The sequence below is a fragment of the Streptomyces sp. NPDC091972 genome (assembly GCF_044756385.1).
Lineage (GTDB): Bacteria > Actinomycetota > Actinomycetes > Streptomycetales > Streptomycetaceae > Streptomyces.
Genome location: NZ_JBIVSV010000023.1, coordinates 1 through 25227 on the forward strand (window position 1 = coordinate 1; position 25227 = coordinate 25227).

Annotated in this window: 25 protein-coding genes and 1 rRNA gene; 20 read left to right on the top strand and 6 right to left on the bottom strand. The window is 70.9% G+C overall.

Features of this window, described 5'->3' with window-relative positions:
• From rrf to ACIQJT_RS40260, 10 genes are all read left to right on the top strand, one after another.
• Positions 1-90, top strand: a 5S ribosomal RNA gene (gene rrf, locus ACIQJT_RS40215); the annotation flags it as partial.
• Between the two features lie 62 nt (positions 91-152).
• Positions 153-797, top strand: coding sequence for an HAD family hydrolase (locus ACIQJT_RS40220; protein WP_402650444.1), 645 nt, complete (start codon positions 153-155; stop codon positions 795-797).
• 69 nt (positions 798-866) lie between these two features.
• Positions 867-1550 (top strand): VC0807 family protein, encoded by a 684-nt coding sequence (locus tag ACIQJT_RS40225; RefSeq protein WP_402650445.1) that lies wholly within the window; start codon positions 867-869, stop codon positions 1548-1550.
• A gap of 66 nt (positions 1551-1616) precedes the next feature.
• A complete protein-coding gene (locus ACIQJT_RS40230) occupies positions 1617-2828 on the top strand; it encodes an MFS transporter (RefSeq protein WP_402650446.1) in 1212 nt (403 codons plus the stop codon).
• On the top strand, positions 2779-3951 hold the full coding sequence (locus ACIQJT_RS40235) for an acetoin utilization protein AcuC (protein ID WP_365465566.1): 1173 nt from the start codon (positions 2779-2781) through the stop codon (positions 3949-3951). The genes ACIQJT_RS40230 and ACIQJT_RS40235 overlap by 50 nt, the downstream gene beginning before the upstream one ends.
• Positions 3952-4150: 199 nt before the next feature.
• Positions 4151-4966 (top strand): phosphatase, encoded by an 816-nt coding sequence (locus tag ACIQJT_RS40240; RefSeq protein ID WP_365465563.1) that lies wholly within the window; start codon positions 4151-4153, stop codon positions 4964-4966.
• 129 nt (positions 4967-5095) lie between these two features.
• Positions 5096-5305 carry a helix-turn-helix domain-containing protein gene (locus ACIQJT_RS40245; protein WP_016437488.1) on the top strand — a complete coding sequence of 70 codons (210 nt, stop codon included), beginning with the start codon at positions 5096-5098 and terminating at the stop codon, positions 5303-5305.
• 177 nt (positions 5306-5482) lie between these two features.
• A complete protein-coding gene (locus ACIQJT_RS40250) occupies positions 5483-5581 on the top strand; it encodes a 30S ribosomal protein bS22 (RefSeq protein ID WP_003948845.1) in 99 nt (32 codons plus the stop codon).
• A 228-nt stretch (positions 5582-5809) separates the two neighbouring features.
• On the top strand, positions 5810-6871 hold the full coding sequence (locus ACIQJT_RS40255; RefSeq protein WP_053853255.1) for an NAD-dependent epimerase/dehydratase family protein: 1062 nt from the start codon (positions 5810-5812) through the stop codon (positions 6869-6871).
• Positions 6872-6885: 14 nt separating this feature from the next.
• Positions 6886-7935, top strand: a complete 1050-nt coding sequence (locus ACIQJT_RS40260; protein ID WP_402650447.1) for a lysophospholipid acyltransferase family protein — start codon at positions 6886-6888, stop codon at positions 7933-7935.
• 74 nt (positions 7936-8009) lie between these two features.
• Here the strand turns inward: ACIQJT_RS40260 and ACIQJT_RS40265 are convergent, their stop codons facing one another.
• The 3 genes from ACIQJT_RS40265 to ACIQJT_RS40275 all read right to left on the bottom strand — a co-directional run bounded on the left by ACIQJT_RS40265 (position 8010) and on the right by ACIQJT_RS40275 (position 11475).
• Positions 8010-9227 carry a DUF5667 domain-containing protein gene (locus ACIQJT_RS40265; protein ID WP_365465556.1) on the bottom strand — a complete coding sequence of 406 codons (1218 nt, stop codon included), beginning with the start codon at positions 9225-9227 and terminating at the stop codon, positions 8010-8012.
• Between the two features lie 233 nt (positions 9228-9460).
• Positions 9461-10234, bottom strand: a complete 774-nt coding sequence (locus ACIQJT_RS40270) for an ECF subfamily RNA polymerase sigma factor, BldN family (RefSeq protein ID WP_020120729.1) — start codon at positions 10232-10234, stop codon at positions 9461-9463.
• A gap of 314 nt (positions 10235-10548) precedes the next feature.
• On the bottom strand, positions 10549-11475 hold the full coding sequence (locus ACIQJT_RS40275) for an HAD family hydrolase (protein ID WP_402650448.1): 927 nt from the start codon (positions 11473-11475) through the stop codon (positions 10549-10551).
• Positions 11476-11591: 116 nt separating this feature from the next.
• Here ACIQJT_RS40275 and ACIQJT_RS40280 point away from each other — a divergent pair, with 116 nt between their 5' ends.
• From ACIQJT_RS40280 to ACIQJT_RS40300, 5 genes are all read left to right on the top strand, one after another.
• On the top strand, positions 11592-11879 hold the full coding sequence (locus tag ACIQJT_RS40280) for a glutaredoxin family protein (protein WP_402650449.1): 288 nt from the start codon (positions 11592-11594) through the stop codon (positions 11877-11879).
• Positions 11880-12114: 235 nt separating this feature from the next.
• On the top strand, positions 12115-12885 hold the full coding sequence (locus tag ACIQJT_RS40285; RefSeq protein ID WP_053848649.1) for a redox-sensing transcriptional repressor Rex: 771 nt from the start codon (positions 12115-12117) through the stop codon (positions 12883-12885).
• Entirely contained in the window at positions 12882-14585 is a 1704-nt protein-coding gene (locus ACIQJT_RS40290; RefSeq protein WP_402650450.1) for a glutamyl-tRNA reductase, read from the top strand. Before ACIQJT_RS40285 ends, ACIQJT_RS40290 begins: the two co-directional genes overlap by 4 nt.
• Entirely contained in the window at positions 14582-15541 is a 960-nt protein-coding gene (gene hemC, locus ACIQJT_RS40295) for a hydroxymethylbilane synthase (protein ID WP_078959887.1), read from the top strand. Before ACIQJT_RS40290 ends, hemC begins: the two co-directional genes overlap by 4 nt.
• Entirely contained in the window at positions 15538-17244 is a 1707-nt protein-coding gene (locus ACIQJT_RS40300; protein WP_402650451.1) for a uroporphyrinogen-III synthase, read from the top strand. The genes hemC and ACIQJT_RS40300 overlap by 4 nt, the downstream gene beginning before the upstream one ends.
• 32 nt (positions 17245-17276) lie before the next feature.
• On the opposite strand, the gene ACIQJT_RS40305 is transcribed toward ACIQJT_RS40300, so the two are convergent.
• A complete protein-coding gene (locus ACIQJT_RS40305; protein ID WP_402650452.1) occupies positions 17277-18674 on the bottom strand; it encodes an FAD-binding oxidoreductase in 1398 nt (465 codons plus the stop codon).
• Between the two features lie 416 nt (positions 18675-19090).
• On the opposite strand from ACIQJT_RS40305, the gene hemB reads away from it, so the two are divergent.
• Positions 19091-20083 (top strand): porphobilinogen synthase, encoded by a 993-nt coding sequence (gene hemB, locus ACIQJT_RS40310; protein WP_365465537.1) that lies wholly within the window; start codon positions 19091-19093, stop codon positions 20081-20083.
• 291 nt (positions 20084-20374) lie between these two features.
• Complete coding sequence (locus ACIQJT_RS40315) at positions 20375-20734, top strand: DUF805 domain-containing protein (RefSeq protein ID WP_365465535.1); 360 nt, start codon at positions 20375-20377, stop codon at positions 20732-20734.
• Positions 20735-20763: 29 nt separating this feature from the next.
• On the opposite strand, the gene ACIQJT_RS40320 is transcribed toward ACIQJT_RS40315, so the two are convergent.
• Positions 20764-20940, bottom strand: coding sequence for a hypothetical protein (locus ACIQJT_RS40320; RefSeq protein WP_402650453.1), 177 nt, complete (start codon positions 20938-20940; stop codon positions 20764-20766).
• Between the two features lie 235 nt (positions 20941-21175).
• Between ACIQJT_RS40320 and ACIQJT_RS40325 the strand changes: the two genes are divergently transcribed.
• From ACIQJT_RS40325 to ACIQJT_RS40335, 3 genes are all read left to right on the top strand, one after another.
• Positions 21176-22078 (top strand): SAM-dependent methyltransferase, encoded by a 903-nt coding sequence (locus ACIQJT_RS40325; protein WP_365465529.1) that lies wholly within the window; start codon positions 21176-21178, stop codon positions 22076-22078.
• Between the two features lie 128 nt (positions 22079-22206).
• Positions 22207-23451 (top strand): PLP-dependent aminotransferase family protein, encoded by a 1245-nt coding sequence (locus tag ACIQJT_RS40330; protein WP_402650454.1) that lies wholly within the window; start codon positions 22207-22209, stop codon positions 23449-23451.
• A 71-nt stretch (positions 23452-23522) separates the two neighbouring features.
• Positions 23523-24362 (top strand): arylamine N-acetyltransferase, encoded by an 840-nt coding sequence (locus ACIQJT_RS40335; protein ID WP_402650455.1) that lies wholly within the window; start codon positions 23523-23525, stop codon positions 24360-24362.
• A gap of 6 nt (positions 24363-24368) precedes the next feature.
• Here ACIQJT_RS40335 and ACIQJT_RS40340 read toward each other — a convergent pair whose 3' ends face one another.
• Positions 24369-25193, bottom strand: coding sequence for a DUF4253 domain-containing protein (locus tag ACIQJT_RS40340; RefSeq protein ID WP_402650456.1), 825 nt, complete (start codon positions 25191-25193; stop codon positions 24369-24371).
• Between the last annotated feature and the right edge of the window lie 34 nt (positions 25194-25227).

The window sequence follows — 25227 nt, forward strand, 5'->3', positions numbered from 1 at the left end:
CCCGGTTACATTCCGAACCCGGAAGCTAAGCCTTACAGCGCCGATGGTACTGCAGGGGGGACCCTGTGGGAGAGTAGGACACCGCCGAACAATTTGTGAGGAAACCCCCGTGCCATTCGGCATGGGGGTTTTCTGCGTTTAGGGTCAATGGCATGCGCTGTGACCTCGTGATCTTCGACAATGACGGTGTGCTCGTCGACAGCGAGCCCATCTCCAACCGGCATCTCGCCGCCTATCTGACGGAGCTGGGGCACCCGACCTCCTACGAGGACTCCATCCGGGACTACATGGGCTCCGCCATGCACCGGATCCATGAGCTCGTCCTGGAGCGGACCGGACAGAAGTTGCCGGCCGACTTCGACGACGTCTTCCACGCGAGGGTCTTCGCCGCGTTCGAACGGGAGTTGAAGGCGGTGGCCGGGATCACCGGCGTACTCGAGAAGTTGGCCGCGGACGGGGTGCCGTACTGTGTCGCGTCCTCCGGGAGTCATGCGCGGATTCGGGTGGGGCATCGGGCGGCCGGTCTCGACCGGTGGTTCGAGGACGGGCGGATCTTCAGCTCGGAGGATGTGGGGCGGGGGAAGCCGGCGCCGGATCTGTTCCTGTACGCGGCCGAGCGGATGGGGGTCGAGCCTCGCCGGTGCGTGGTCGTGGAGGACAGTCCCCTGGGAGTGCAGGCGGCCAACGCGGCGGGGATGGACGTGTTCGGGTTCACCGCGATGACGCCCGCGGCGAAGCTGGCCGGGGCCACCCAACTCTTCTCCGACATGGGTGAGTTGGTGGACCTGCTCGTCTGACATTTGTCATGCCGAGGTCCGGACGATCGTTTCTGTCGGGGGACCAGGCCCGGGCGAGAAGCTGAGGGCATGACGACGAAGACGAACTCGAAGCGCGCGAACCTGGCTCCTCTGATCGTGGACGTGGCTGTGCCGATCGGGGCGTACTACCTGCTGAAGGACGGGCTCGGGACGAGCACGTTGACGGCACTCGGCCTCAGCAGTGTCGTCCCGGCCGTGCGGACCGGCTGGAGTGTGGTGAAGGAGCGGACCGTCAACGGACTGGCCGCCCTGATCCTCCTGGTCAACATCGCCGGGGTGCTGCTCAGCTTCGTCGCGGGTGACCCGCGGCTGATGCTCGCCAAGGACAGCGGGGTCAGCAGTGTCGTCGGCATCGGCATCCTCGTGTCCGTCGCCCTCGGGAAGCCGATGATGACCGCCGGCATGAAGCCCTGGCTGGTGAAGGGGCTGTCCGAGCGGGAGGAGGCCTGGACGCGGCTCCAGGGCGGGTCGGCGGACTTCCGCCGGGCCGAGCGGCGGTTCTCCGTGGTGTGGGGCGTCGTCCTGCTGACGGAGTGTGTGCTGCGGGTCGTGGGGGCGTACACGCTGCCGGTCGACACGATGGTGTGGCTCGGGTCCGTGGTCATGGTCGTGTCGATGGCGGTGGCGTTCCTGGTCAGCGGGGCCGTCGGGGCCGGGCCCATGGCCCGGATGCTGATCGCCGAGACGAGGACCTGCGCTCCCGCGCGGCCCGAGGTCGCGCTCGCCCGATAAAGCTGAGGGAAATTCATCTTTGGCTGGATCTACCCACGAGTACGCCGGGGCCCTACGCTCGCCGCCATGACAGATGTGCTGCGGCGCGGCAGGGCCTCACTGGCGTTCAGCTTCTTCGCGCAGGGCGCCGCCTTTGCTCTGCTGGTGACGCGGATCCCCGCGATCCAGGACCGGTACGGGGTCTCCGACGCGCTGCTGCCCGCCTTCCTGGCCGCCGTCCCGATCCTCGCCGGGGTCGGGAGCGTCTCGACCGAGCATCTGGTGAAGCGGATACGCCCCAGTCGGCTGCTGCGGTTCGCCCAGCCCGTGGTGCTCCTGGCGCTGCTCGGTGTGGGAGCCGGGGAGTCGACGCTCGAACTGGGGGTCTCGCTCGCCGCCTTTGGGCTCGCCGTCGGCATGCTCGACGCGTCCATGAACATGCTCGGGGTGAGCCTCCAACGGGCGTACGGGCGCAGCATCATGCTCAGCTTCCATGCCGTCTTCAGCCTCGGCGGGATCGTCGGGGCCTCGCTCGCCTGGGTCGGGGCGCACTGGCATCTCGCGTTGTTCGTGTCTTATCTGCCGGTCGTGGCGGTGCTGGTGCCGCTGTGCCTGGTGGGGAGCCGCTGGTACGTCGACGGGGACGGGGCCGCCGTCGAGGAGAAGGCCGAGGGCGGGGACGGGGTCGTCTTCAAGCTGTTGCTGCCGCTCTGCCTGGTGATGACCTTCGCCTACATCGGGGACTCCACCGTCTCCAACTGGAGTGCGAAGTACCTCCAGGACGTGCTCGGGAGCAGTGAGCAGCTGGCGACCGTGCCGTACAACGTCTACATGGTGACGACCCTGCTGGGGCGGGCCGTCGGGGACTTCGGGGTGCGGCGGTTCGGGGCGGCGGCGGTCGTACGGCTGGGGGCGCTGGTGGCGGCCGGGGGGTTCGCGGTGGTGGCCGTGGCGCCCGGGCCGTGGGTGGGGATGCTCGGGTTCACGCTGCTGGGGATGGGGCTGTGTGTGCTGGTGCCGCAGACCTTCGCGGCGGCCGGGCGGTTGTTCCCGGGGGCGTCGGACGCGGCGGTGGCGCGGCTCAATGTCTTCAACTACGTGGGGTTTCTTGTGGGTTCGCCGTTGGTGGGGGCCCTGGGGGACGCGTGGAGCTATCGCGGGGCCATGCTCGTGCCGATGGTGTTGGTGCTGGTGACGCTGGTGTACGCCAAGTCGTTCGCGGCTCAACCGGACCGATACGGTGGCGGGCATGAGCGGCCGCGCACAGCTGATGTGGGACGAGGCAGTAACGGGCTATGACTTCGGCCCGGACCATCCGATGGATCCGGTCCGGCTCGATCTGACCCGGCGACTGGTGGACGCCTTCGGGCTGGACCGGGACGTGGAGGTCGTGGCCGCGAAGGCGGCGGGCGAGTCGACCCTGCGGCTCGTGCACCGGGAGGACTACGTCGAGGCCGTGAAGGCGGCTTCCGTGGACCCGGATGCGGCCGACCAGTCGTACGGGCTGGGGACCATGGACGACCCGGCCTTCGAGCGGATGCACGAGGTGTCCGCGCTGATCGCCGGGCAGTCGGTGGGGGCGGCCGAGGCCGTGTGGCGGGGTGAGGCGCTGCACGCGGTGAACTTCGCGGGCGGGCTGCACCACGCGATGCCCGGCGGTGCCTCGGGGTTCTGCATCTACAACGACGCCTCGCTCGCCATCGCGCGGCTGCTGGAGCTGGGGGCTTCGCGGGTCGCCTATGTGGACGTGGACGTCCATCACGGGGACGGGGTGCAGGCGGCGTTCTGGGAGGATCCGCGGGTACTGACGATCTCCTTGCACGAGCACCCCAGGACTTTGTTTCCGCAGACCGGGTGGCCGGAGGAGACGGGGGCGGACGCGGCCGAGGGCAGCGCGGTGAACGTGGCCCTGCCGGCGGGGACGGGGGACGCCGGGTGGCTGCGGGCGTTCCACGCGGTGGTCCCGGAGCTCATCGCCGACTTCCGGCCGGATGTGCTGGTGACGCAGCACGGGGCCGACACGCACTTCGAGGATCCGCTGGCCCATCTCGCCGTCTCGCTGGACGCGCAGCGGGCGGTGCAGGTCGCCTGCCACGAGCTGGCGCACGAGTACGCCGGGGGGCGGTGGATCGCGCTCGGCGGCGGGGGATATGCCGTGGTGGATGTCGTGCCCCGGTCCTGGACGCATCTGGTGGCGATCGCCGCGGGGCGGCCTGTCGAGCCAGAAGCGATGATCCCTGAGGGGTGGCGGCAGGAGGTGTTCGCGCGGACCCGGCAGTTGGCGCCGGCGCGGATGACGGACGGGCGGTGGCCGGTGTCCTACGCGGAGTGGGAGGCGGGGTACGACCCCGCGGACCGGCTGGATCAGGCGGTGCTGGCCACGCGGCGGGCGGTGTTTCCGTTGCGGGGGTTGTTGGCCTAGTAGTGCGCTGCCGGCTGCCGGCTGCCGGGTGAGGTCGTGAGGTCGTGAGGCGGCTGCGGGTGCGGGTGCGTCGTGGCCGGTAGCGCTCACGCGGCGGAGCCGCATGTCGACGCAGCCCCGCGCGCCTGCGTTACTCCGACTGTGCGGTGTTTTTCCGTTCCCCCGCCTTCCTCACTCCCCGTCCGCCACCATCACCCTCGTGTTGAGCACCGGCGCTCTCCGCGCCCATCTGCTGGCCGCTCGTCTAGCCGGGCCCGTGGCCACCTCGCGGGAGGAGAGTCTGCGGAGCTATCGGTTGTTCGCGGCCCGGGACCCCAGAGTGCTGATCGGGATTGACCCTGAATGGTCCTGGAGTGAGCGGGATCTGATCGGTCTCATGGCTGACAAGTGCGGAGTTTCGGGCGATCCGAGGTGTACAACTGGCCATGACGTGATCGATCCTGAACGGACGCTCGTCGCGCTGGACGCCTTCGCGGAGCGGCTCGCGGCAGTTTCCCAGCGCAGCGGGGCCGTGCTCCTGGGCACCGGCCACCCGCACCGACTGCTCGGTTTCTACGCCGCCCTCGCGGACGCCCTCTCGGCGGCGGGATGTACCGTCCTCACCCCTGCGCATGGTCGCTGTGTCGACATAACGACCCGGTTCGGTCTACGTACGTACAACCTTGAGTACGTACGAGGAGTCGCGCTCGTGCGGGAACCGGCCGCGGAGAGCTCCGGTGGTGAGACCGGCGCACACACGCATTCGCCGCTCCCGGTTCGTACTGCCCTGGCGGCCGCGGCGGAGAGCGGCGGGCCGCTTCCCGAGCTCGTGATCGGGGACCACGGATGGGTCTGCGGGGCAGGTCAGCTCGGGTGTGAGGCCATTGGGCTGGCGGATACGGACGACCCCGCGCTCTTCGTGGGGGAGGCGGAGGGGGCCGTGTCCGTGGTCGTTCCACTTGATGACGCTGTGCGGTCTGATTACTACCGGCCGCTGACCCGCTACGTACTCAATCGAGCGTGTCTGTCACAGTAGGCCGCCGATGGGTGCACCTCTTCCCCACTTGCATCACCCGCCCCTACATTGGGGAGTGAGCACGCAGCGACGAAGAGTCACCGGAAGGGGAAGCCGGTGGCCGTCGAGTGCGGAAGGTTCAGGTGTGTCATGGCTGCTGAACAGAGGCCTCTGAGTGAGGTTCAGTTCCTTACCGTGGCGGAGGTCGCCTCGGTGATGCGAGTGTCGAAGATGACCGTGTACCGGTTGGTGCACAGCGGTCATCTGCCCGCGATCAGGGTGGGACGGTCCTTCCGTGTCCCCGAGAACGCGGTTCACGAGTACCTCCGCGAGAGCTATGTGGGGGTGGAGACGGCCTGACGACGACCGGACTCGGGGAGGTTCCAAGGGGCCTCAGGGCACTCGTGGACCCCTGCCGGATCTCCCCGGTTCACCTCGATTACGACCTCAGCGCTCGGGCGGGTAGGCTAGCCCCTCGTAGGTCGTATGGGCCCATGGCGCCCAGCACCGAGTGATGAGAAGTGAGCGAGGGTAGTCGTGGGCTCTGTTATCAAGAAGCGGCGCAAGCGGATGGCCAAGAAGAAGCACCGCAAGCTGCTCAAGCGCACGCGCGTTCAGCGTCGCAACAAGAAGTAAGCGACGCCGCGTAAGCGTGGTTGTGGCCCCCCACCTGATATCGGTGGGGGGCCACACGCGTGTCATGGGGTGCGTTCGGGCCGGATGTCGTCACCTCGCGCAGTGGGCGGTCATCACAGGGCGACATCGAACCGCTAAGTTGGCGGGACACGGGGAACGCGGCACAGGACCGGGGCTGTACACGGGTCCTGTCAGGGCTGGACTACGGCTGGAAGGAAGGCGCGGATCTTGGGAAAGGTCGTGCTCGTCACCGGAGTGGCCCGACAGCTGGGCGGCCGGTTCGTCCGGCGCATACAGCGTGACCCCCAGGTGGACCGGGTGATCGCCGTGGACGCGGTGTCGCCGGAGCACCACCTGGGCGGGGCCGACTTCATCCAGGCGGACATCCGGCAGCCCGGCATCGCCCGGGTGCTGGCCGAGACGGCCGCCGACACGGTCGTCCACCTGGATGTGACGGCGATGGCGCTCGGCAGCGGGAGCCGGACCACGGTCAAGGAGACCAACGTCATCGGCACCATGCAGCTCCTCGGTGCCTGCCAGAAGTCGCCGAACGTGCAGCGGCTCGTGGTGAAGTCCAGCACCAACGTGTACGGCTCCGCGCCCCGCGACCCCGCCGTGTTCACCGAGACCACCCCGCCCAAGTCCCTGCCCTCCGGCGGCTTCGCCAAGGACACGGTCGAGGTCGAGGGGTACGTGCGGGGATTCGCGCGGCGGCGGCCCGACGTGGCCGTGTGCGTGCTCAGGTTCGCCAACATCCTGGGACCCACGGCGGACACCCCGCTCGCCTCGTACTTCGCGCTGCCGGTGCTGCCGACCGTGCTCGGGTACGATCCGCGGCTCCAGTTCGTGCACGAGGACGACGTGATCGACGTGCTCAGGATCGCCTCGCACGAGCCCGAGCGGGGCACGCTCAACAGCGGCACCTTCAACATCGCGGGCGACGGGGTGCTGCTGCTGTCGCAGTGTTCCCGGCGGCTCGGGCGGCCCACCGTGCCCCTGCTGCTGCCGGCCGTCACCTGGGCCGGCTCGCTGGTCCGTACGCTGGGGATGACGGACTTCTCGCCCGAGCAGATCCGGCTGCTCACCCACGGCCGGGTCGTGTCGACGGTCCAGATGCGCGAGACGCTCGGATTCCGGCCGAAGTACACGACGGCGGAGACCTTCGCGGACTTCGCGCGCAGCCAGGGTCCCGGGCTGCTGCCGCCGGAGGCCCTCGCGGGGGCCGTCGACCGGATCGCCGCGCTGCCCCTGGCGGGCGGCGGCAACCCCCCGACGCAGAGCGCCAACTGAGGAGCGCATCAACGATGGCGGACGCCAAGGTCATTCCGTTCGACGACGACCGGTCCCGCGCAGGCGCCGTACAGCGGCCGGCGCGGCGCCGGAGCGCGGGGAGTCGACGCAAGGGCTCCGAGCCCGCGCTGGTCCGTGAGGTCCAGCCCCTGCCCAGCGGGGCTTTCGCGCAGGATGATGATCCCGTGACGCGTGAGGAACAGCCGCCGCAGGCGCACGACGAGGGCGGCCTGGAGCGGCGGATCGCCGGGGGCCTCAGCTTCCTGCGCCGCCGGCTCACCGGGGACTACGAGGTCGACGACTTCGGCTACGACGAGGAACTCACCGACCAGGTCCTGATGTCCCTGCTGCGGCCGGTGTACGAGAAGTACTTCCGGGTCGAGGTGAAGGGCGTCGAGAACATCCCGGCGGAGGGCGGCGCGCTGATCGTCGCCAACCACTCCGGGACGCTGCCGTTGGACGGTCTGATGATGCAGGTCGCCGTCCACGACCACCACCCCGCGAACCGGCATCTGCGGCTGCTGGCGGCGGACCTGGTGTTCATGCTGCCGGTGGTCAACGAACTCGCCCGCAAGCTCGGCCACACCCTGGCCTGCGCGGAGGACGCCGAACGGCTGCTCGGGCAGGGCGAGCTGGTCGGTGTGATGCCGGAGGGCTTCAAGGGCATCGGCAAGCCCTTCAGCGAGCGCTACAAGCTCCAGCGCTTCGGCCGGGGCGGTTTCGTCTCGACGGCCCTGCGGCAACGCACCCCGATCATCCCGTGCTCGATCGTGGGAGCGGAGGAGATCTACCCGATGATCGGCAACGCGAAGACCCTCGCGCGTCTGCTGGGCTTCCCGTACTTCCCGCTGACGCCGACGTTCCCCTGGCTGGGACCGCTGGGCGCCGTCCCCCTGCCCACCAAGTGGACGATCCAGTTCGGCGAGCCGATCCCCACGGACGGCTACCCGCCGGAGGCCGCCGAGGACCCGATGCTGATGTTCAACCTGACCGACCAGGTGCGGGAACAGATCCAGCACACGCTGTACAAGCTGCTGGTGCAGCGCAGGTCGGTGTTCTTCTGAGGCTGTCTGTCCTCTCGTACGACGGTGGGGGCGCCCTTCACAGGAAGGGCGCCCCCACCGTCGTACTCGAAGGGCTAGTTCGCGTCCTCGCCCTGGATGCCCAGGCCCGGGAGGAGGCCCGGGAGGAGGGGCGGGAGGGTGACGTCCGGGTCGGCCGAGGGGGCCGGGGACGTCGGTGTGGTGGTGCCGGTGTCCTTCGGCGGGTCGAGGAGGCCGCCGGTGTCGCCGCCGAGCAGTCCGTCGTCCTCGCTGCCGGAGGGGGCGGACTTGCTGGGGCTGCTGTCGCCGCGCTTCTCGGCGGAGCCGCCGGTGCCGGGGTCCGTCGAGCGGCCGGAGCCGGTGGAGGTGTCCGAGGACGCCGAGCCGGAGCCGTCCTGCCGTTGACCGCCCGTGCCGCCGCCCTGGGCCGGGGGCTCGGGGAGCAGGGACTGGAGCGGTGCGACCTCTTCGTCTATGGCGTCGAAGACCTCGGACACCTGGTCGCTGACGTCGCCGAGCTGGACGGGCAGCCGGTCGCGGAGCGCGCCCCAGGCCTCGCGGTGCGAGCGCGAGAAGCCGGCGAGGGCCTGGATGGGGCCCAGCGAGTTCGGGTCGCGCTCGTACGCCGCGTGCAGCAGCCGGTGGCCCTCGGAGGCGTCGTGCTGCATGCCGGACAGGGCACGGCGGATCTCGCCCAGGGACTCGTGGTCGAGGTGGCCGCCCCGGCCGCGCTCCATCAGGCGCCGGGCCTCGTTCAGCCGGGTGGAGGCCTGGTCGAGGTAGGCGACACCGCGCTCGTCGTCCCCGTCGGACAGGTAGGTGAGCTTGAAGTCCTCGATGCCGCGTTTGAGGCCGTACAGCGAGTCCCCCGGCAGGGCGTCCGAACTGGCCGCGGCCACCCCGCCGAAGGCTCCGGCGGCGACGCCGACGCTCAGACCGCCCGCGGCCAGGCCCTTGGTGAGCCGGGAACGCGGGCGCAGCTTTCCGAGCGGACTCGCCCGGTGGGTGCCCTTGGCCCGATGGGAGCGCTGCTCGGGGACCGCGGGTTCCGCCCCGTCGCCCTCCAGCAGCATGGCCTCCATCGCGGCCACGAGCTGGGCTCGCTGGACCACCTTGACCTCGGGGTCCAGCTCAGGCCTGGGCAGCTCTTCGAGACACTCCGCGAGGGCCAGAAGACGGCCCGGATCGGGGTGTTCCTCGGCGGCCGACGCCTGTCCTTCGGACTGCTCGGCCGCCGGTTCCCGGTCGGACAGCTCCTCCAGGGCCTGGGCGAAGGCGTTCGCCCGCCGGTGCGCCGATACGTTCGCGATCACTGGCGGCACCTCCTCTCGTCATGACGGTCGACTCCCCAGGGGGTCCTGAGGGTTGCACACCCAGAGCACAAGCCCACGATCGGGTGATCGGAGCCGGTCGGGGGGTGACCACAGGGAGCCTGCATCCCGCACAACGAGTGGCGCGGCACTTGGGTTACGGACTGCGGATGATCGGATCGGGGAGTCAACGGACTTTCACCGAGAGCGAGTTGATGATTACCCGGTGTGCGCTCTCAGCGGGCGTCGTCCGGGAGGAGCCGGGCCAGGGTGCGGACGGCCCGGTACTGGAGGGTCTTGATGGCGCCCTCGTTCTTGCCCATCACCCGGGCGGTCTCGGCGACCGAGAGGCCCTGGAGGAAGCGGAGGGTCACGCACTCCTGCTGCTGCGGGTTCAGTCGGCGGACGGCGTCCAGCAGCGCGGCGTTGGAGAGGGACTCCAGGACGGAGTCCTCGGGCGAGCGCTCGACCTCGTTGGCGTCGAGCATCTCGCCGGTGGTGACCTCCAGCCGGAACCGGCTCGACTTGAAGTGGTCGGCGACGAGGTTGCGCGCGATGGTGACCAGCCAGGCGCCGAAGTCGCGGCCCTGCCAGGTGAAGGTGCCGATCCTTCTGAGCGCGCGCAGGAACGTCTCGCTCGTCAGGTCCTCGGCGGTGGCCTTGCCTCCCACTCGGTAGTAGATGTACCGGTACACCGTGTCGCTGTACTGGTCGTACAGGCGGCCGAAGGCGTCGGCCTCGCCGGCCTGGGCGCGTTCGACCAGGTCCATCATGCGGGCGCTGTCGCTGTCCGCGGCCGGACGGCGGGCCGGCGCGGCACCGGTCGAACGCCCTCGTCTGCCGACGGCCGCGGAGCCGTCGGCCAGTGCGTAGCACGGGCCGATCGGTGCCGCGGCTACGGCGAGGGCGGGGACGGCGTACGCGGTGGGGACGAAGCCGCGCAACAGGTCGAGGACCGTTGCGCGCAGCGTAGCCAGGCCCGAGGCGTCAACCCCGACGTGTGGGTACACGGGACTCCCAGAGGCAGAGCTTCCATCACGTGCAGTGCGGGACCGTTCACCCGTCGTAGCGACGGAGGGGTACCGGATTGCGTCTGAGGAGAATAACGCTTAGTGCAGGCGCTGCTACACCCAGTTGCTCTATTCATCGATTACGTCGCTTCTGTAACCGATTGAGAGCCGTTCAAGTGCCACAGAGTGACCGGTTGTTGATCGAAAACGGTCGCACTCTGTCAGGGAAGAGGGCGTGTTGTGGCCGTGTGCAGCCAATGTGCCTGCACACGGAGTTACGCGTATAAAACCCGTGGATTGGTGTGTTCGCCCGGTTACCGGCGGCGCTTGTGCAGGGCGATCGCCGCCGCCGTGCCGCCCGCCACCGCTCCCACACCCGCGGCCGCCGGGATGCCGACCTTCGCCGCCTTGCGGCCGGTGCGGTAGTCGCGCAGCCGCCAGTCCAGTTGACGGGCGTGCTTGCGGAGCTTGGTGTCCGGGTTGATCGCGTAGGGGTGGCCCACCAGCGAGAGCATCGGGATGTCGTTGTGGCTGTCGCTGTAGGCCGCGCAGCGCGACAGGTCGAGGCCCTCGGCCGCCGCCAGGGCCCGGACCGCCTCCGCCTTCGCGGGGCCGTGCAGGGGCTCGCCGACCAGCCTGCCGGTGTAGACGCCGTCCACCGACTCCGCCACCGTGCCCAGCGCGCCGGTGAGGCCGAGGCGGCGGGCGATCACCTGGGCGATCTCCACGGGGGCCGCCGTGACCAGCCACACCTTCTGGCCGGCGTCCAGGTGCGCCTGTGCAAGTGCGCGCGTGCCCGGCCAGATGCGCTCGGCCATGTACTCGTCGTAGATCTCCTCGCCGATCGACTGGAGCTCTGCGACGCGGTGGCCCTTGACGATGGAGAGCGCCGAGTCCCGGGCCTCCTGCATGTGTTCGGGGTCCTCGGAGCCGGCCAGCCGGAACCAGGCCTGCTGCCAGGCGAAACGGGCCAGATCGCGGGTCTCGAAGAACTTCCGTTTGTACAGGCCGCGGCCGAAGTGGAAGAGGGACGCGCCCTGCATCACCGTGTTGTCCAGGTCGAAGAAGGCGGCGGCCTTCTCGTCGCCCAGGACCGGGAACTGCGACTCCGGTCCCGCACCAGGGGTCTCCGCGACCTCCTGGGAGGACTTGCGCGCTGCCTCCGCCGAGGCCTCGCCTGCCAACACGCTTCGCGCCGTGGCGGAGCGCCTACGAGGAGTGAGCCATCCGAGAGCGGCCATGGCGTGAGCATAGCCAGTTTGTTCGGTGGTTCCGGAGTCGAGAGGTTTGGAGGGTGTGAACACTCCGGGACTGTGCCGTTAAGCAGGCGGTCCGGCCCGCTCCGACGCGCGGGACAATGGCCTGTATGAGTCCCATCTTCCGCCGAAAGCAGGCCGTGGCCCCCGAGGACCGGCTCGTCACACTGATCCGCAAGCCCGGGTGCCATCTGTGCGATGACGCACAGTTCGTGATCGAGAAGGTGTGTGGAGATCTCGGGGTTCCCTGGGAGCGCAAGGACATCGAGCAGGATCCTCAACTCCACGACCAGTACTGGGAACAGATCCCCGTCGTGCTCGTCGACGGCGAGCAGCACACCTTCTGGCGGGTGGACGAGCAACGCCTCCGCAAGGCACTGACGGACTAGTCCGGCCGGGCCGGTCGGTCGCTTAGGATCGATGGCGAAGTGGTCTTGGGGGCGGGATTGATGAGGGAAGTGTGCGGTTTTGCCTCCGAGAGAGACGCGCGTGACCCCGGTCACGTTGGCCGGGCAAATCGGACACCATCTTTGTGCACGCGTTCACAAAGACATAGCCTGCTATCGACGGGGCGGTCCGGGGACGTGTGGCCGCCTACAGCCCCGCTCTACCCGCAGGAGCACCGTGGCAACTGGCCGAACTCACCGACCGGCGACCCGTAGCCGAGGGATTCCCGAGGCCACCGTCGCCCGGCTTCCGCTGTACCTCCGCGCGCTGACCGCACTGTCGGAGCGCTCGGTGCCCACGGTCTCCTCCGAGGAGCTCGCGGCCGCGGCGGGGGTCAACTCCGCGAAGCTGCGCAAGGACTTCTCCTACCTGGGCTCCTACGGAACCCGCGGTGTGGGCTACGACGTCGAGTATCTCGTCTACCAGATCTCCCGCGAACTCGGCCTGACCCAGGACTGGCCGGTTGTGATCGTCGGAATCGGCAACCTCGGTGCCGCTCTCGCCAACTACGGCGGCTTCGCGTCCCGTGGCTTCAGGGTCGCCGCGCTGATCGACGCCGATCCCGCAATGGCCGGAAAGCCCGTGGCGGGCATTCCCGTGCAGCACTCGGACGACCTGGAAAAGATCATCGAGGACAACGGCGTGTCCATCGGTGTCATCGCCACCCCCGCCGGTGCCGCCCAGCCCGTCTGCGACCGGCTCGTGGCCGCCGGGGTCACCTCCATCCTGAACTTCGCGCCGACCGTGCTGTCCGTGCCGGACGGCGTCGACGTGCGCAAGGTCGACCTCTCCATCGAGCTGCAGATCCTCGCCTTCCACGAGCAGCGCAAGGCCGGTGAGGAGGCCGCCGCGTCCGACGGCGCCGGACCGGTCGCCGCAGGCCGCGACGGTTCCGCCGCCGCCGACAAGGGACCCGACGGGGACGTACCCGCCGTGATGCCGGCATGAGTCTCCTCGTCGTCGGGCTGAGCCACCGCAGCGCTCCGGTCAGCGTGCTGGAGCGGGCGGCGCTGCATGCCGATGCGCAGATGAAGTTGCTCCAGGACACGGTCGCCGCGGAGCCGGCCACCGAGGCCGCGGTCCTCGCGACCTGCAACCGGATCGAGCTGTACGCCGACGTGGACAAGTTCCACGCGGGCGTCGCCGAGCTGTCGACGCTGCTCGCCCAGCACAGCGGGGTGGGGCTCGACGAGCTCACTCCCTATCTCTACGTGCACTACGAGGACCGCGCCGTCCACCACCTCTTCTCCGTGGCCTGCGGGCTCGACTCCATGGTCGTGGGAGAGGGACAGATCCTCGGGCAGATCAAGGACTCCCTCGCCCGGGCGCAGGAGCTGCACACCGCCGGGCGGCTGCTGAACGACCTCTTCCAGCAGGCGCTGCGGGTCGGCAAGCGGGCGCACTCCGAGACCGGGATCGACCGGGCCGGGCAGTCGCTGGTGACGTTCGGACTGGAGCAGCTCGCGCTCGGTGCGGACGTGCCGGACTGGGCGCGGGGCAAGAAGGCGCTGGTCATCGGGGCCGGGTCGATGTCCTCGCTGGCCGCGGCGACGCTGGCGCGGGTGGGTGTCGCGGAGATCGTGATCGCCAACCGGACCGCCGAGCGGGCCGAGCGGCTCGCGGAGATCCTCAACGACGCCGGGGACGTGGTTGCCCGTGCGGTACCGATGGACTCGGTGTCGGACGAGCTGACACGTGCCGATGTCGTGGTGTCCTGTACGGGGGCGACGGGGCTTGTTCTGACTGCTGAGGCTGTTGCTGCCGGGCGGGGGTTGGACACGCAGCCCGGCACTGACGGGGTGCCGTCCTTCCGTGGGTCGGGAGCCGCCCGAGCGGCACGACTGCCCGCGGACCATGGGACGGAAGAAAACTGCCCCCTGGATTTGGCCCCCGTACAAGCCACCCCCGGTTTCTCCGTGCTCGGTGAGGCCGCCGTCGCCGGGATGGCCGCTTCCGAGCTGGAGCAGCATGCCGCGTGGGTGGACAACGCGCCCCGGCCGCAGGGGGCCGTCGCGCTGGTCGATCCCGTCGCGGAGGCCGACGTCATCGCCGCGCTCGCCGCCACCGCCGCCGCCATCGGGCGGGTGCCCGAGCGGCGCAGGCCCGAGCCCGTCGCCGAGATCCCCCGGCCGACCCCCTCGCTCTTCCTGCTCGACCTCGCCATGCCCCGGGACATCGACGCCGCCGTGCACCGGCTGGCCGGGGTCCGTCTCGTAGACATCGAGTCCCTCGCGGAGGCGTCGGCGGACGCTCCGATGGCGGCCGACGTCGACCAGGTCCGTCGTATCGTCGCGGACGAGGTGGCCGCCTTCGGGGCGGCGCTCAGGGCCGCGCACATCACGCCCACCGTCGTCGCGCTGCGGACCATGGCCGCCGATGTCGTCGCGAGCGAGATCGCGCGGCTCGACGGGCGGCTGCCCGGCCTGGACGACAAGCAGCGCGGGGAGATCACGCAGACCGTGCGGCGCGTGGTCGACAAGCTGCTGCACGCGCCGACCGTACGGGTCAAGCAGCTCGCGGCCGAGCCCGGCGGTGCCGGGTACGCGGACGCGCTGCGGACCCTGTTCGACCTCGACCCCGAGACGGTGGCCGCCGTCTCCCGCGCCGAGGACAGCACCACCGATGAGAAAGACCGAGGCTCGTCATGAGTACCAAGGCGCTACGGCTGGGGACCAGGCGGAGCAGACTCGCCATGGCCCAGTCCGGGCGGGTGGCGGAAGCCGTGAGCCAGGTGACCGGACGGCCCGTCGAGCTCGTCGAGATCACCACGTACGGCGATGTGTCCAGGGAGGCGCTCGCGCAGATCGGCGGCACGGGTGTGTTCGTGACCGCGCTGCGCGAAGCCCTGCTCAAGGGCGAGGTCGACTTCGCGGTGCACTCGCTGAAGGACCTGCCGACCGGGCAGCCGGACGAGCTTGCGCTGGCCGCGCTCCCCGAGCGCGAGGACCCGCGGGACGTCATCGTCGCCCGGGACGCCCTGAAGCTCACCGACCTGCCCCGGGGTGCCCGCATCGGTACCGGTTCGCCCCGGCGCACCGCGCAGCTGAACGCGTACGCCCGTGCGCACGGACTTGATATCGAGACGGTTGCGATCCGGGGGAACATCGACACCCGGATGCGGTTCGTGCGCGAAGGTGAGCTGGACGCGGTCGTGCTGGCAGCCGCTGGGCTGCAACGCATCGGCCGTATCGACGAAGTGACCGATTTCCTCTCGGTCGACACGGTTTTGCCCGCTCCCGGCCAGGGAGCACTCGCGATCGAGTGCACCGCGGACAACGCGGACCTGATCGCGGCGCTCGGCGAGCTCGACGACCCGTTCACGCGGGTCGCCGTGACCGCCGAGCGGTCACTGCTCGCCGCCCTGGAGGCCGGCTGCTCCGCCCCCGTGGGCGCGCTGGCCGACCTTCTGGCCGACGGGCAGATTGTCAAGGAAATGCGCCTGCGGGGCGTCGTCGGCACCACCGACGGCTCGCGCATGGTGCAGTTGTCCACCACCGGTCCCGTGCCCGAGTCGCACGACCAGGCAATGGCGCTCGGCCGTGAACTCGCGGCCGACATGCTTGCCCAGGGCGCGGCCGGTCTGATGGGGGAGCGAGCACAGTGAGCCCCACCACCCTTCCCGTCGGTCCCGAACACGGGCACGTCACCTTCCTCGGTGCCGGACCCGGAGATCCGGGACTGCTGACCCTGCGCGCCGTCGAGGCGCTCACGAACGCGGACGTCCTCGTCGCCGGGCACGAGGTGCTCGACGTCGTACGCGTCCACGCTCGGTCGGGCGTCGCCGTCGTGGACACGGACACCGAGTTGCCCTCGGCTCCGGGTCCGGGCACGGGCGCACCCCAACTGACAGTCGTTGACGGCACGTCAACAACCGCTCCAGTCCCCGCTGTACGGGATGCGGCACATCTTGTCATGGAGGCCGCGCGGGGCGGCAGGCGGGTCGTGCGTGCGGTGTCCGGGGACCCCGGGCTCGACGCGTACGCCGCCGAGGAGATGCTGGCCTGCGCCCGCGCGGGCGTGCCCTTCGAGGTCGTGCCCGGTGTGGCCGCGGCCGTCGGCGTGCCCGCCTACGCCGGTGTTCCGCTGCGGGACGCGCAGGGCGCGGACGTGCGGTTCGTGGACGCGCGCACGGCCTCCGACCGGTGCTGGACGGAGGTGGGGGTGTCGGACGGGACCGTGGTCGTGTCGACGACCCTGGACTCCGTGGGCGCCGCCGCCGGTGAGCTGGTCGCGGCCGGGCGCAAGCCCGACACCCCGATGACCGTCACCGTCGCCGGTACGACCACGCGCCAGCGGACCTGGACGGCCACCCTGGGCACCATCGCCCAGACGCTCAAGCAGGCCAAGGTGCTGCCCTCGCCCGAGGGCGGGCGGCCGGTGATAGTCGTGGTCGGTGAGCGCTCGGCCGCCGCGCAGCGCGACCAGCTCTCGTGGTTCGAGAACAAGCCGCTGTTCGGCTGGAAGGTTCTCGTGCCGCGCACGAAGGAGCAGGCGGCCTCGCTCTCCGACCAGCTCAGGTCCTACGGGGCCGTGCCGCACGAGGTGCCGACCATCGCGGTCGAGCCGCCGCGGACGCCCCAGCAGATGGAGCGCGCGGTCAAGGGGCTTGTCACCGGGCGCTACGAGTGGATCGCGTTCACCTCGGTCAACGCCGTCAAGGCCGTACGGGAGAAGTTCGAGGAGTACGGGCTCGACGCCCGGGCCTTCGCCGGGATCAAGGTCGCGGCGGTGGGCGAGCAGACCGCCAAGGCGCTGATCGCCTTCGGCGTGAAGCCGGACCTGGTGCCGAGCGGTGAGCAGTCGGCCGCGGGCCTGCTCGAGGACTGGCCGCCGTACGACCCCGTCTTCGACCCGATCGACCGGGTGTTCCTGCCGCGCGCCGACATCGCCACCGAGACGCTGGTCGCCGGGCTCATCGAGCTCGGGTGGGAGGTCGACGACGTCACCGCCTACCGGACCGTGCGCGCCTCGCCGCCGCCCGCGGAGACCCGGGAGGCGATCAAGGGGGGCGGGTTCGACGCCGTGCTCTTCACGTCGTCCTCCACCGTGCGCAACCTCGTCGGCATCGCCGGGAAGCCGCACAACGTCACCGTGATCGCCTGTATCGGTCCCGCCACGGCCAAGACGGCCGAGGAGCACGGGCTGCGGGTGGACGTGATGGCTCCCGAGCCGTCCGTGCACAAGCTGGCCGAGGCTCTCGCCGACTTCGGGCTGAAGCGGCGGGCGGCGGCGGTCGAGGCCGGCGATCCCGTGACGCGGCCGAGCGAGCGGCGGCCGGGGGCCAGGCGGCGGCGGTCGACGACCTGACGGTTCCGTTCCGGTGGCCGCGGCGGCCCGGTTCAGGCCGCCGGGGTCACCGTGTGGCCGTAGCGCAGGAGGTTCTCCGGGTCGTACGCCGACTTCGTGCGGCGCAGACGGTCGTAGACCTCGGGGGTCCAGGCCCGGGCGCGGTCCCTCTCGTCGCCCGGGGTGCCGTGCAGGTTGACCATGGTGCGGCCGGTGCCGTACGCGGCCATCGAGGTGTTGAGGGCGGTCGTGGCGCGTTCGACCGCCTCGGCCATGGGCGGTGCGGCCAGGACGCCCACCGCCTCCAGGAGGTACTCGGCGTCCCGGGCGCAGACCGCGTCCGCCACGGCGGCGGGGCGGGAGAGCGCCGCGCCCATGTGGCGGATCTCCACCATCAGCAGAGGGAAGTCCGCGACGCCGGCCGCCGGGCCCACCTGGTCCAGGAACGTGTCGATCGCCTGCGGTGTCAGCTCGCGCAGCAGCGTGCAGGACTCGCGGGCCGGCAGCGGGTCCTGGGGGTCCAGATAGATGCGGTCCACCGCCGCGTAGTCCATCTCCTCCACCGTGTCGATCACGACCGGTGCGGCCGCGCGGAGCGGGGCGAGCAGGTCCTGGCCCGCTGACGGGTCGCCGGTCCAGGCGAGGCAGACCCTGGCCCAGAAGCCGCCCCGGAAGGGTTCGGGGATCTCCGGGAAGGGCGGCAGGCGCAGGATGCTGAAGGTGCTGTTCATCTCCGGCGGGACGTCCTGGGTCCAGGGCGCCCAGGTGGTCAGCAGGGCCTCGGCGTCCTCGCCCGCGCAGTAGATGCCGCCGCCGAGGACGCGGGGCAGCGGGAGGAGCTCGGTGACCAGCGAGGTCACCACGCCCACGTTGCCCTTGCCGCCGCGCAGGGCCCAGAAGAGGTCGGGTTCAGTGTCGGGGTCGGTGTGGTGGAGCGTTCCGTCGGGGGTGGCGACCTCGAAGGAGCGGACCTTGTCCGCGGCGTAGCCGTAGGTCCGGCCGAGGACCGGGAGACCGCCGCCGAGGGTGTAGCCGACGACGCCGGCGTCGGTGGAGGAGCCGTTGAGGGTGGCCAGGCCGTGGGGGGTGGCGGCGGCCAGGACGTCCCGCCACTTGGCGCCGGCCTCGATCGTCGCGGTGCGGGTGTCCTCGTCGACGCGTACGCCGTTCATGCGGGCGGTGTTGATCAACAGGCCGTTCTCTATGGGGAAGTTGGCGCCGTGGCCGGTGGCCTGCACGGTGACGGGGGTGTGGGTGGCCGAGGCCCAGCGCAGGGCGGTGACGATGTCCTCGGCGCGGGTGGCGCCGACGACCACGTCGGGGGTGTGCAGGGCGGCCAGGTTGAAGCCGGTGACTTCTTCGGCGTAATCGGGTTCGCCGGGGTGGATCACCGGGCCGTGGATGTTGTCGAGGGTGGGGTGGGCGGCGGGGGTGTGGTGGGTGGCAGCCATGGGGTCCTCCTGCCTTTGTTCTTTCAGCTTGGACCTGGGGGTGGGGCGGCGCATGTGGGGGTGGATGGCTGCGGGTCTGGTGGGGGTTGATCGCGCAGTTCCCCGCGCCCCTGGGGGGGTGCGGTGGCGTGCGGGGGTGGATGGCTGCGGGTCTGGTGGGGGGTGCTCGCGCAGTTCCCCGCGCCCCTGATGCCTGCGGCAGCCCGCCCGGGTCCGTCGTGGCGAACGGTCCGTGGTGGCGCGGGTGACCGCAACCCCCAGGGGCGCGGGGAACTGCGCGGCCGGTCACCGCGTGCCCGCAGGCGCCCGGCGGCGTTGCACGGCACCCTCGTAGGCGCCCCGCCCCGGCCCAGCGCAGCGGGCCGTCCGACGTCGCGTCGGCAAAGGGGGTCTCGGGGCGGGCGTAGCGTAGGGACATGACGACGTACGGATCCTTTCCCGGTACCCGGCCCCGTCGGCTGCGGACCAACCCCGTCATGCGCCGCATGGTCGCCGAGACCCGCCTGCACCCCGCCGACTTCATCCTTCCGGCGTTCGTGCTGGAAGGGGCGAGCGAGCCCGTGCCGATCTCGGCGATGCCCGGGGTCGTGCAGCACACGCGGGACAGTCTGAAGAAGGCGGCCGCGGAGGCCGTGGCGGCCGGCGTGTCCGGGATCATGCTCTTCGGGGTGCCGGAGGAGTCGAAGAAGGACGCTGTCGGCACGCCGGGGACCGATCCGGACGGGATTCTTCAGGTCGCCATCCGGGACGTGCGGGCCGAGGTCGGCGACGAACTGCTCGTGATGTCCGACCTGTGCCTCGACGAGACCACCGACCACGGGCACTGCGGGGTGCTGGACGCCGAGGGACGGGTCGACAACGACGCGACCCTGGAGCGGTACGCCGAGATGGCCCAGGTCCAGGCCGACGCGGGCGCCCATGTCGTGGGGCCCAGCGGGATGATGGACGGCCAGATCGGGGTCGTAAGGGACGCCCTCGATCAGATCGGGCGGGAGGACGTCGCCATCCTCGCCTACACGGCCAAGTACGCGTCGGCCTTCTACGGGCCGTTCCGGGAGGCCGTCGCGTCCTCGTTGCAGGGGGACCGCAAGACCTATCAGCAGGACCCCGCGAACGCGCGCGAGGCGCTGCGGGAGCTCGCCCTCGACCTGGAGGAGGGCGCCGACATGGTGATGGTCAAGCCGGCCGGCCCCTACCTCGACATCCTGGCGCGGGTCGCGGACGCCGTCGACGTGCCCGTCGCCGCCTACCAGATCTCCGGTGAGTACTCGATGATCGAGGCCGCCGCCGAGAAGGGCTGGATCGACCGGGACCGGGCGATCCTGGAGACGCTGACCGGCATCAAGCGTGCCGGGGCGCGGAACATCCTCACCTACTGGGCCACCGAGGTGGCGCAGAAGCTCGGCTGACGAAGCCGCCGGGCGGCGTGTCGCGGCTACGGTTCGAGCTCGGTCCGGACACGGGCGGAGCTCGTTCCGGCCAACGTCCGACAACGGCCCCTGATCGGCGCGGTGATCTTCTGGCGGTCTGTCCGGAATCCGCCCTCACGGGTGGTGGATTTGTCGGACTCTGACAGGTGCGCGACTTGATGAACCGCTTACATCCGTCGAATTGACGAGTTCTCGACATCCTTCATATCTTCTGCGCCTGGCCTGATCCATTCGGAATGGTCCGAACGTCGATCCCTGGGGGACACCACCATGAACTACTTCCTCGATGTGCTGAAGAAGTACGCCGTGTTCAGCGGCCGCGCGCGCCGCAAGGAATACTGGATGTACACCCTGTTCGTCGCGATCATCTACATCGTGCTGGCCGTCATCGGTGTCGTGGCCAAGCAGGCGTGGATCCCGATCGTCTTCTACGTCGCCGTCCTGCTCCCCAGCCTCGCCGTCCTCGTGCGCCGCCTGCACGACACCGGCCGCAGCGGCTGGTGGGTCCTGTTCGGTCTGGTTCCGCTGGTCGGTGGCATCACCCTCTTCGTCTTCACCTGCCTCGACGGTGAGCCGGGCGAGAACAAGTACGGCCCCAACCCGAAGGGCTTCGCCCCGGCGCACGTGTGATGCCGTAGATCTGCTGCGAGGCCGCCCGGTCAGTCCCGGGCGGCCTTCTGGTTTTCCCCGGCGGTGACGGCGGCCGCCCGGTCGGCGGCCGGACCCTCGTCGCGCACGCCCTGGCCGTCCTTGCAGCCCGTCGCAGTGGTGAGGGCGAGGAGGACGAGGAGGGCGGTCGCGGTGAGCCTGCGGGGGGTGGGGGGTCGGCTGGGCATGGGATCAGGCTGCGGGGGAGCCGGGGCATTCGCCAGACCCTGACCGGGGATTCGGGACGGGCCTGCTCGGGCCACCACGCCGACCTGCGGGGACGTGGTTTCCCAAGTCCTCCGCGCGGGACGCGGGACGGAGCATCCGGCGTCCCGGGCACCATCAAGTCGCCCCGGGAGTTAGGTTCTTGACCAACGCGGTGGTTGTCCGTCGAAGGACCGACACATTCCCAGGGGAGACGCCATGTCCGGTGACGCGCTGAGCCATGACCCGGCCGAACTGGCCAAGAGGATCGACACCACCAAGGCACATCCGGCCCGCGTCTACGACGTCTTCCTCGGCGGCAAGGACAACTACCCCGCCGACCGCGAGGCCGCCGCAGCCGCGCTCGCCGCCAACCCCCGCGGCTACCTCGACGTGCGCCACAACCGCGACTTCATGCGCCGGGCCGTCCTCCGGCTGACCGAGCAGCACGGGATCCGGCAGTTCCTCGACATCGGCACCGGGCTGCCCACCGCGGAGAACGTCCACCAGATCGCCCAGCGGATCCGGCCCGACGCACGGGTCGTCTACGTCGACAACGACCCGGTGGTGCTGGCGCACGCCCGCGCGCTGCTCACGAGCGGGCCCGAGGGGCGCACGGACTACATCGACGCCGACTTCAGGAGTCCCGCGCAGATCCTCGAACAGGCCGCCAGGACGCTGGACTTCGACCAGCCGATCGCGCTGTGCCTGGTCGCGATCCTGCACTTCGTCGAGGACGACGAGGCCCTTCCGATCGTGCGGGAACTCGTGGCGGCCCTCCCGGCGGGCAGCAGGGTCGTGCTCAGCCACCTGACCGACGAGATGCACCCGGAGCCCGCCCGCGCGGTCCAACGGACCTACACCGAGCGCGGGTTCACCTTCGTCTTCCGGTCCAAGGCACAGGTGGAGCGCTTCTTCACCGAGGTGCCGGGGCTCACCCTGGACGAGCCCGGCGTGGTGCCCGCACATCTGTGGCACCCCGCTCCCGCGCCCGCGCCGCCCGCCATCGACGGGGAGGACTTCGACTCCCTCGACGACATCGAGAAGATCCGCTACCGCGACATCAACGACGTCACGGACGACGACATCAACGTCTACGGGGCCACCGGCACCAAGGCGTGAGCGGGTGCCCGGCGTCCGTATCGCGGAAAGGTGCTTGTAGGCGGCACTCAGTTCCTTAGGCTGCGCTGCACCGGCCGTCGCGGTCAGCGGGCGGCAGTCAGCAGACAGCAAGTCGAAGGAGCCGCGCCATGACGGTGCCCACATTCGCTTCCGTGCCGCCGCTCGCCGCCCGGGCCCGGGCGGTCGGCGGGTCGCCGGTGCGGGACATCCTCGCCGTCACCGCCCGCCCCGAGGTCATCAACTTCGCGGGCGGCCTGCCGGCGCCCGAACTGTTCGACGCCGAGGGCATCGCCCAGGCCTACCGGGCGGTGCTCGCCGAGACGCCCGAGCGGGCGCTCCAGTACTCGACCACCGAGGGCGAGCCCGTGCTGCGGACCGCCCTGGCGGAGCGGATGTCGGCGCGCGGGCTCGCCACCGACGCCGACGACGTCCTCGTCACCACCGGCTCGCAGCAGGCCCTGTCGCTGCTCGCCACCGCGCTGATCGAGCCCGGGGACACGGTCCTCGTCGAGAGCCCCTGCTATCTGGCCGCTCTCCAGGCCTTCGGGTTCGCGGGCGCCCGGGTCGTGGCCGTGCCGGGGGACGACGAGGGCCCCGACCCCGTCGCCCTGGAGGAACTGGTCGTGCGGGAACGGCCCAAGCTGCTCTACACCGTGCCCACCTTCCAGAACCCCACCGGGCGGACCATGTCCGCGGGACGCCGGGCCGCCGTGGCGTCCGTGGCCGCGCGGCGCGGACTGTGGATCGTCGAGGACGACCCGTACGGCGAACTCCGCTTCGAGGGCGAGCGGGTGCCGTGGATCGCCGCCCACGAGGAGGCCCGCGACCGGACCGTGCTGCTCGGCTCCTTCTCCAAGGTCATGGCCCCCGGGCTGCGGCTGGGCTGGCTGCGCGCTCCCGGCGAGCTGCGCCGGGCCTGCGCGGTCGCCAAGCAGGCCGCCGACCTGCACACCCCGACCGTCAACCAGCTCGCCGCCGCGCGGTACCTGGCGGACCGGGACCTCGACGCGCACGTGCGGCGCGTCGCGCGGGTCTACGGGGAGCGGCGGGACGCCATGCTCGCGGGGCTGCCGGCGGCCCTGCCCGAGGGGTCGGTCTGGACGCGGCCCGAGGGCGGCATGTTCCTCTGGGCGCGGCTCCCCTCGGCCTACGACACCACCGCGCTGCTGCCGCAGGTCGTGACCCGCGAGGTGGCCTACGTCCCGGGAGCGCCCTTCCACGCAGGTGAGCCCGACCGCTCGACCCTGCGGCTCTGCTTCGTGACGCAGACGCCGCAGGAGATCGAGGAGGGGCTGCGGCGGCTGGGGGAGGCGTTCCGCGCGGCGCGGGACCGGGTCGAGGGCGCCCAGGCGGCGCCGGCGGTGGTGGCCTAGGGCGAAGGTGGCAGGCGCGGTACGGCTCCGGACCGCGGACGGGGGCGGGGCCCTGTGCCTACGGTGTCGGCATGGCCGATGAGATGGTGCGGAGCCCGGGGTTCGACCTGGACGAGTATCTGGCGCGGATCGGGTGGCAGGGGGAGCGGCGGGCCGACCTGGCGACGCTCGCCGGACTGCATCTGGCGCACATGCGGGGCATCCCCTTCGAGAACCTCGACGCCCTGGGCCGCAGCGCCCCCTCCCTCGATCCCGGCGACCTGATGGCGAAGCTGGTGCGCGGCCGGCGCGGGGGGTACTGCTACGAGCACAACACGCTCTTCCTGCTCGCCCTGGAGGCGCTCGGCTTCCGGGTGACTCGGCTGGCGGCCCGTGTCGTCCTCGGCGCGGACAGCGTCGAGAGCCGGCCGCGCACCCACATGCTGCTGCTCGTGGAGATCCCCGACGACCCGCAGCCGTATCTCGCCGACGTCGGGTTCGGGGCGATCGGGGCGCTGCTGGAACCGGTGCCGCTGAGGCCGGACACCGAGTTCCAGGACGCCGGCCGCCGCCACCGGCTGACGCGGGTGCCGCACAGGGGGCCGCTGGACCTGTGGGTGCTCCAGGCCCACCAGGAGGGCTGGACGGACCAGTACGCCTTCACCCTGGAGCCCTTCGAGGAACCCGACTTCGAGGTCATCAACTGGCACATCGGGACCAACCCGCGCTCCCCCTTCACCCAGCGGATCTACGTCCAGGGCGTCACCCCCGAGCGCCATCTCCTCCTGCACGGCAGCCTCCTCACCGAGACCCGCGCCGACGGCACGGTACGCAAGCGGGAGCTGACCGATGAGGCGGAGGTGCGGCTGCTGCTGGAGGAGGAGTTCGGCGTCAGGGCGCCGGAAGGGCTGCGGCTGCTGCCGCCCGGCTGACGCCGGTCAGTCCCACCAGAAGGACCAGACCCGCTGCCCCCGCACCGCGTGCTCGGCGTACTCGCGCAGGGTCTCGTGGTCCCCCTGCGTGATGTTGTCGGGGCAGAACGCGAAGTGCTCGGCGGCGACGGCCTCCGCCTCGCCCCCGGTCGTGGGCGGGGCGGCGACGGACAGGACCAAGCGGTCGAAGCCGAGCGCGAGCACGCGTATGCCGAAGCGGTCCTCCCAGGAACGCAGGACCGCGCAGAGACGGGCCACGTCCTGCTCGTAGTTCAGCGGGCCCGTCCAGCCGATGGCCGCCGGGATGTCGGCGCTGCGGCGGGCCGGGACCAGGGCGAGGCGCGGCTCCTTGAACCACGAACCCTCGTCGAGGAGCGCGTCGGCGGTCTCGGCGGCACGGGTGTCGGGGTCGGCGGGGAGTGACTCGGGGGCCGGGGCGAGGCCGGGCCACGCCTCGGCGTACGGGGCGATGGCCGCGTCAAGCTCGTCGGGCTCGCCGATCGCGTACTCCCAGTACTCCGCGAGGAGTTCCTCCGGGTCGTGGTCGCCGGGGTACGACATCTGACCGGGCATCAACTCCCACTCGCCGGGCCCGCCCTGGCTGCCGCCGACCTCTATCAGCACCGGCAGCAGACCGGTGCGCGCCGCCCGAGCACCCAGCGCGGTCCAGGCCCCGGACGACGCCGCGTACTCGGCGTGCCACAGCAACGGCTCGTGCCACGGACCGTCGTCCGTCTCGTCGATCAGTCTCCCGAGGGGGAGCCCGAGTCCGAGCGAACGACCGCTCGGGTCTGCCGCCAGGGCGGGCAGCGGGTTGGGAAGAGTCGCCATGTCAGTGACTGTAGGGGCAGCCACTGACAACGCC

What these genes read in the sequence shown, in the direction of transcription:
- ACIQJT_RS40220 (WP_402650444.1), top strand. Translation starts at nt 153, where the DNA reads ATGCGCTGTGACCTCGTGATCTTCGACAATGACGGTGTGCTCGTCGAC.
- ACIQJT_RS40225 (WP_402650445.1), top strand. Translation starts at nt 867, where the DNA reads ATGACGACGAAGACGAACTCGAAGCGCGCGAACCTGGCTCCTCTGATC.
- ACIQJT_RS40230 (WP_402650446.1), top strand. Translation starts at nt 1,617, where the DNA reads ATGACAGATGTGCTGCGGCGCGGCAGGGCCTCACTGGCGTTCAGCTTC.
- ACIQJT_RS40235 (WP_365465566.1), top strand. Translation starts at nt 2,779, where the DNA reads ATGAGCGGCCGCGCACAGCTGATGTGGGACGAGGCAGTAACGGGCTAT.
- ACIQJT_RS40245 (WP_016437488.1), top strand. Translation starts at nt 5,096, where the DNA reads ATGGCTGCTGAACAGAGGCCTCTGAGTGAGGTTCAGTTCCTTACCGTG.
- ACIQJT_RS40260 (WP_402650447.1), top strand. Translation starts at nt 6,886, where the DNA reads ATGGCGGACGCCAAGGTCATTCCGTTCGACGACGACCGGTCCCGCGCA.
- ACIQJT_RS40275 (WP_402650448.1), bottom strand. Translation starts at nt 11,475, where the DNA reads ATGGCCGCTCTCGGATGGCTCACTCCTCGTAGGCGCTCCGCCACGGCG.
- ACIQJT_RS40280 (WP_402650449.1), top strand. Translation starts at nt 11,592, where the DNA reads ATGGCCTGTATGAGTCCCATCTTCCGCCGAAAGCAGGCCGTGGCCCCC.
- ACIQJT_RS40290 (WP_402650450.1), top strand. Translation starts at nt 12,882, where the DNA reads ATGAGTCTCCTCGTCGTCGGGCTGAGCCACCGCAGCGCTCCGGTCAGC.
- hemC (WP_078959887.1), top strand. Translation starts at nt 14,582, where the DNA reads ATGAGTACCAAGGCGCTACGGCTGGGGACCAGGCGGAGCAGACTCGCC.
- ACIQJT_RS40305 (WP_402650452.1), bottom strand. Translation starts at nt 18,674, where the DNA reads ATGGCTGCCACCCACCACACCCCCGCCGCCCACCCCACCCTCGACAAC.
- hemB (WP_365465537.1), top strand. Translation starts at nt 19,091, where the DNA reads ATGACGACGTACGGATCCTTTCCCGGTACCCGGCCCCGTCGGCTGCGG.
- ACIQJT_RS40315 (WP_365465535.1), top strand. Translation starts at nt 20,375, where the DNA reads ATGAACTACTTCCTCGATGTGCTGAAGAAGTACGCCGTGTTCAGCGGC.
- ACIQJT_RS40320 (WP_402650453.1), bottom strand. Translation starts at nt 20,940, where the DNA reads ATGCCCAGCCGACCCCCCACCCCCCGCAGGCTCACCGCGACCGCCCTC.
- ACIQJT_RS40325 (WP_365465529.1), top strand. Translation starts at nt 21,176, where the DNA reads ATGTCCGGTGACGCGCTGAGCCATGACCCGGCCGAACTGGCCAAGAGG.
- ACIQJT_RS40330 (WP_402650454.1), top strand. Translation starts at nt 22,207, where the DNA reads ATGACGGTGCCCACATTCGCTTCCGTGCCGCCGCTCGCCGCCCGGGCC.
- ACIQJT_RS40335 (WP_402650455.1), top strand. Translation starts at nt 23,523, where the DNA reads ATGGCCGATGAGATGGTGCGGAGCCCGGGGTTCGACCTGGACGAGTAT.
- ACIQJT_RS40340 (WP_402650456.1), bottom strand. Translation starts at nt 25,193, where the DNA reads ATGGCGACTCTTCCCAACCCGCTGCCCGCCCTGGCGGCAGACCCGAGC.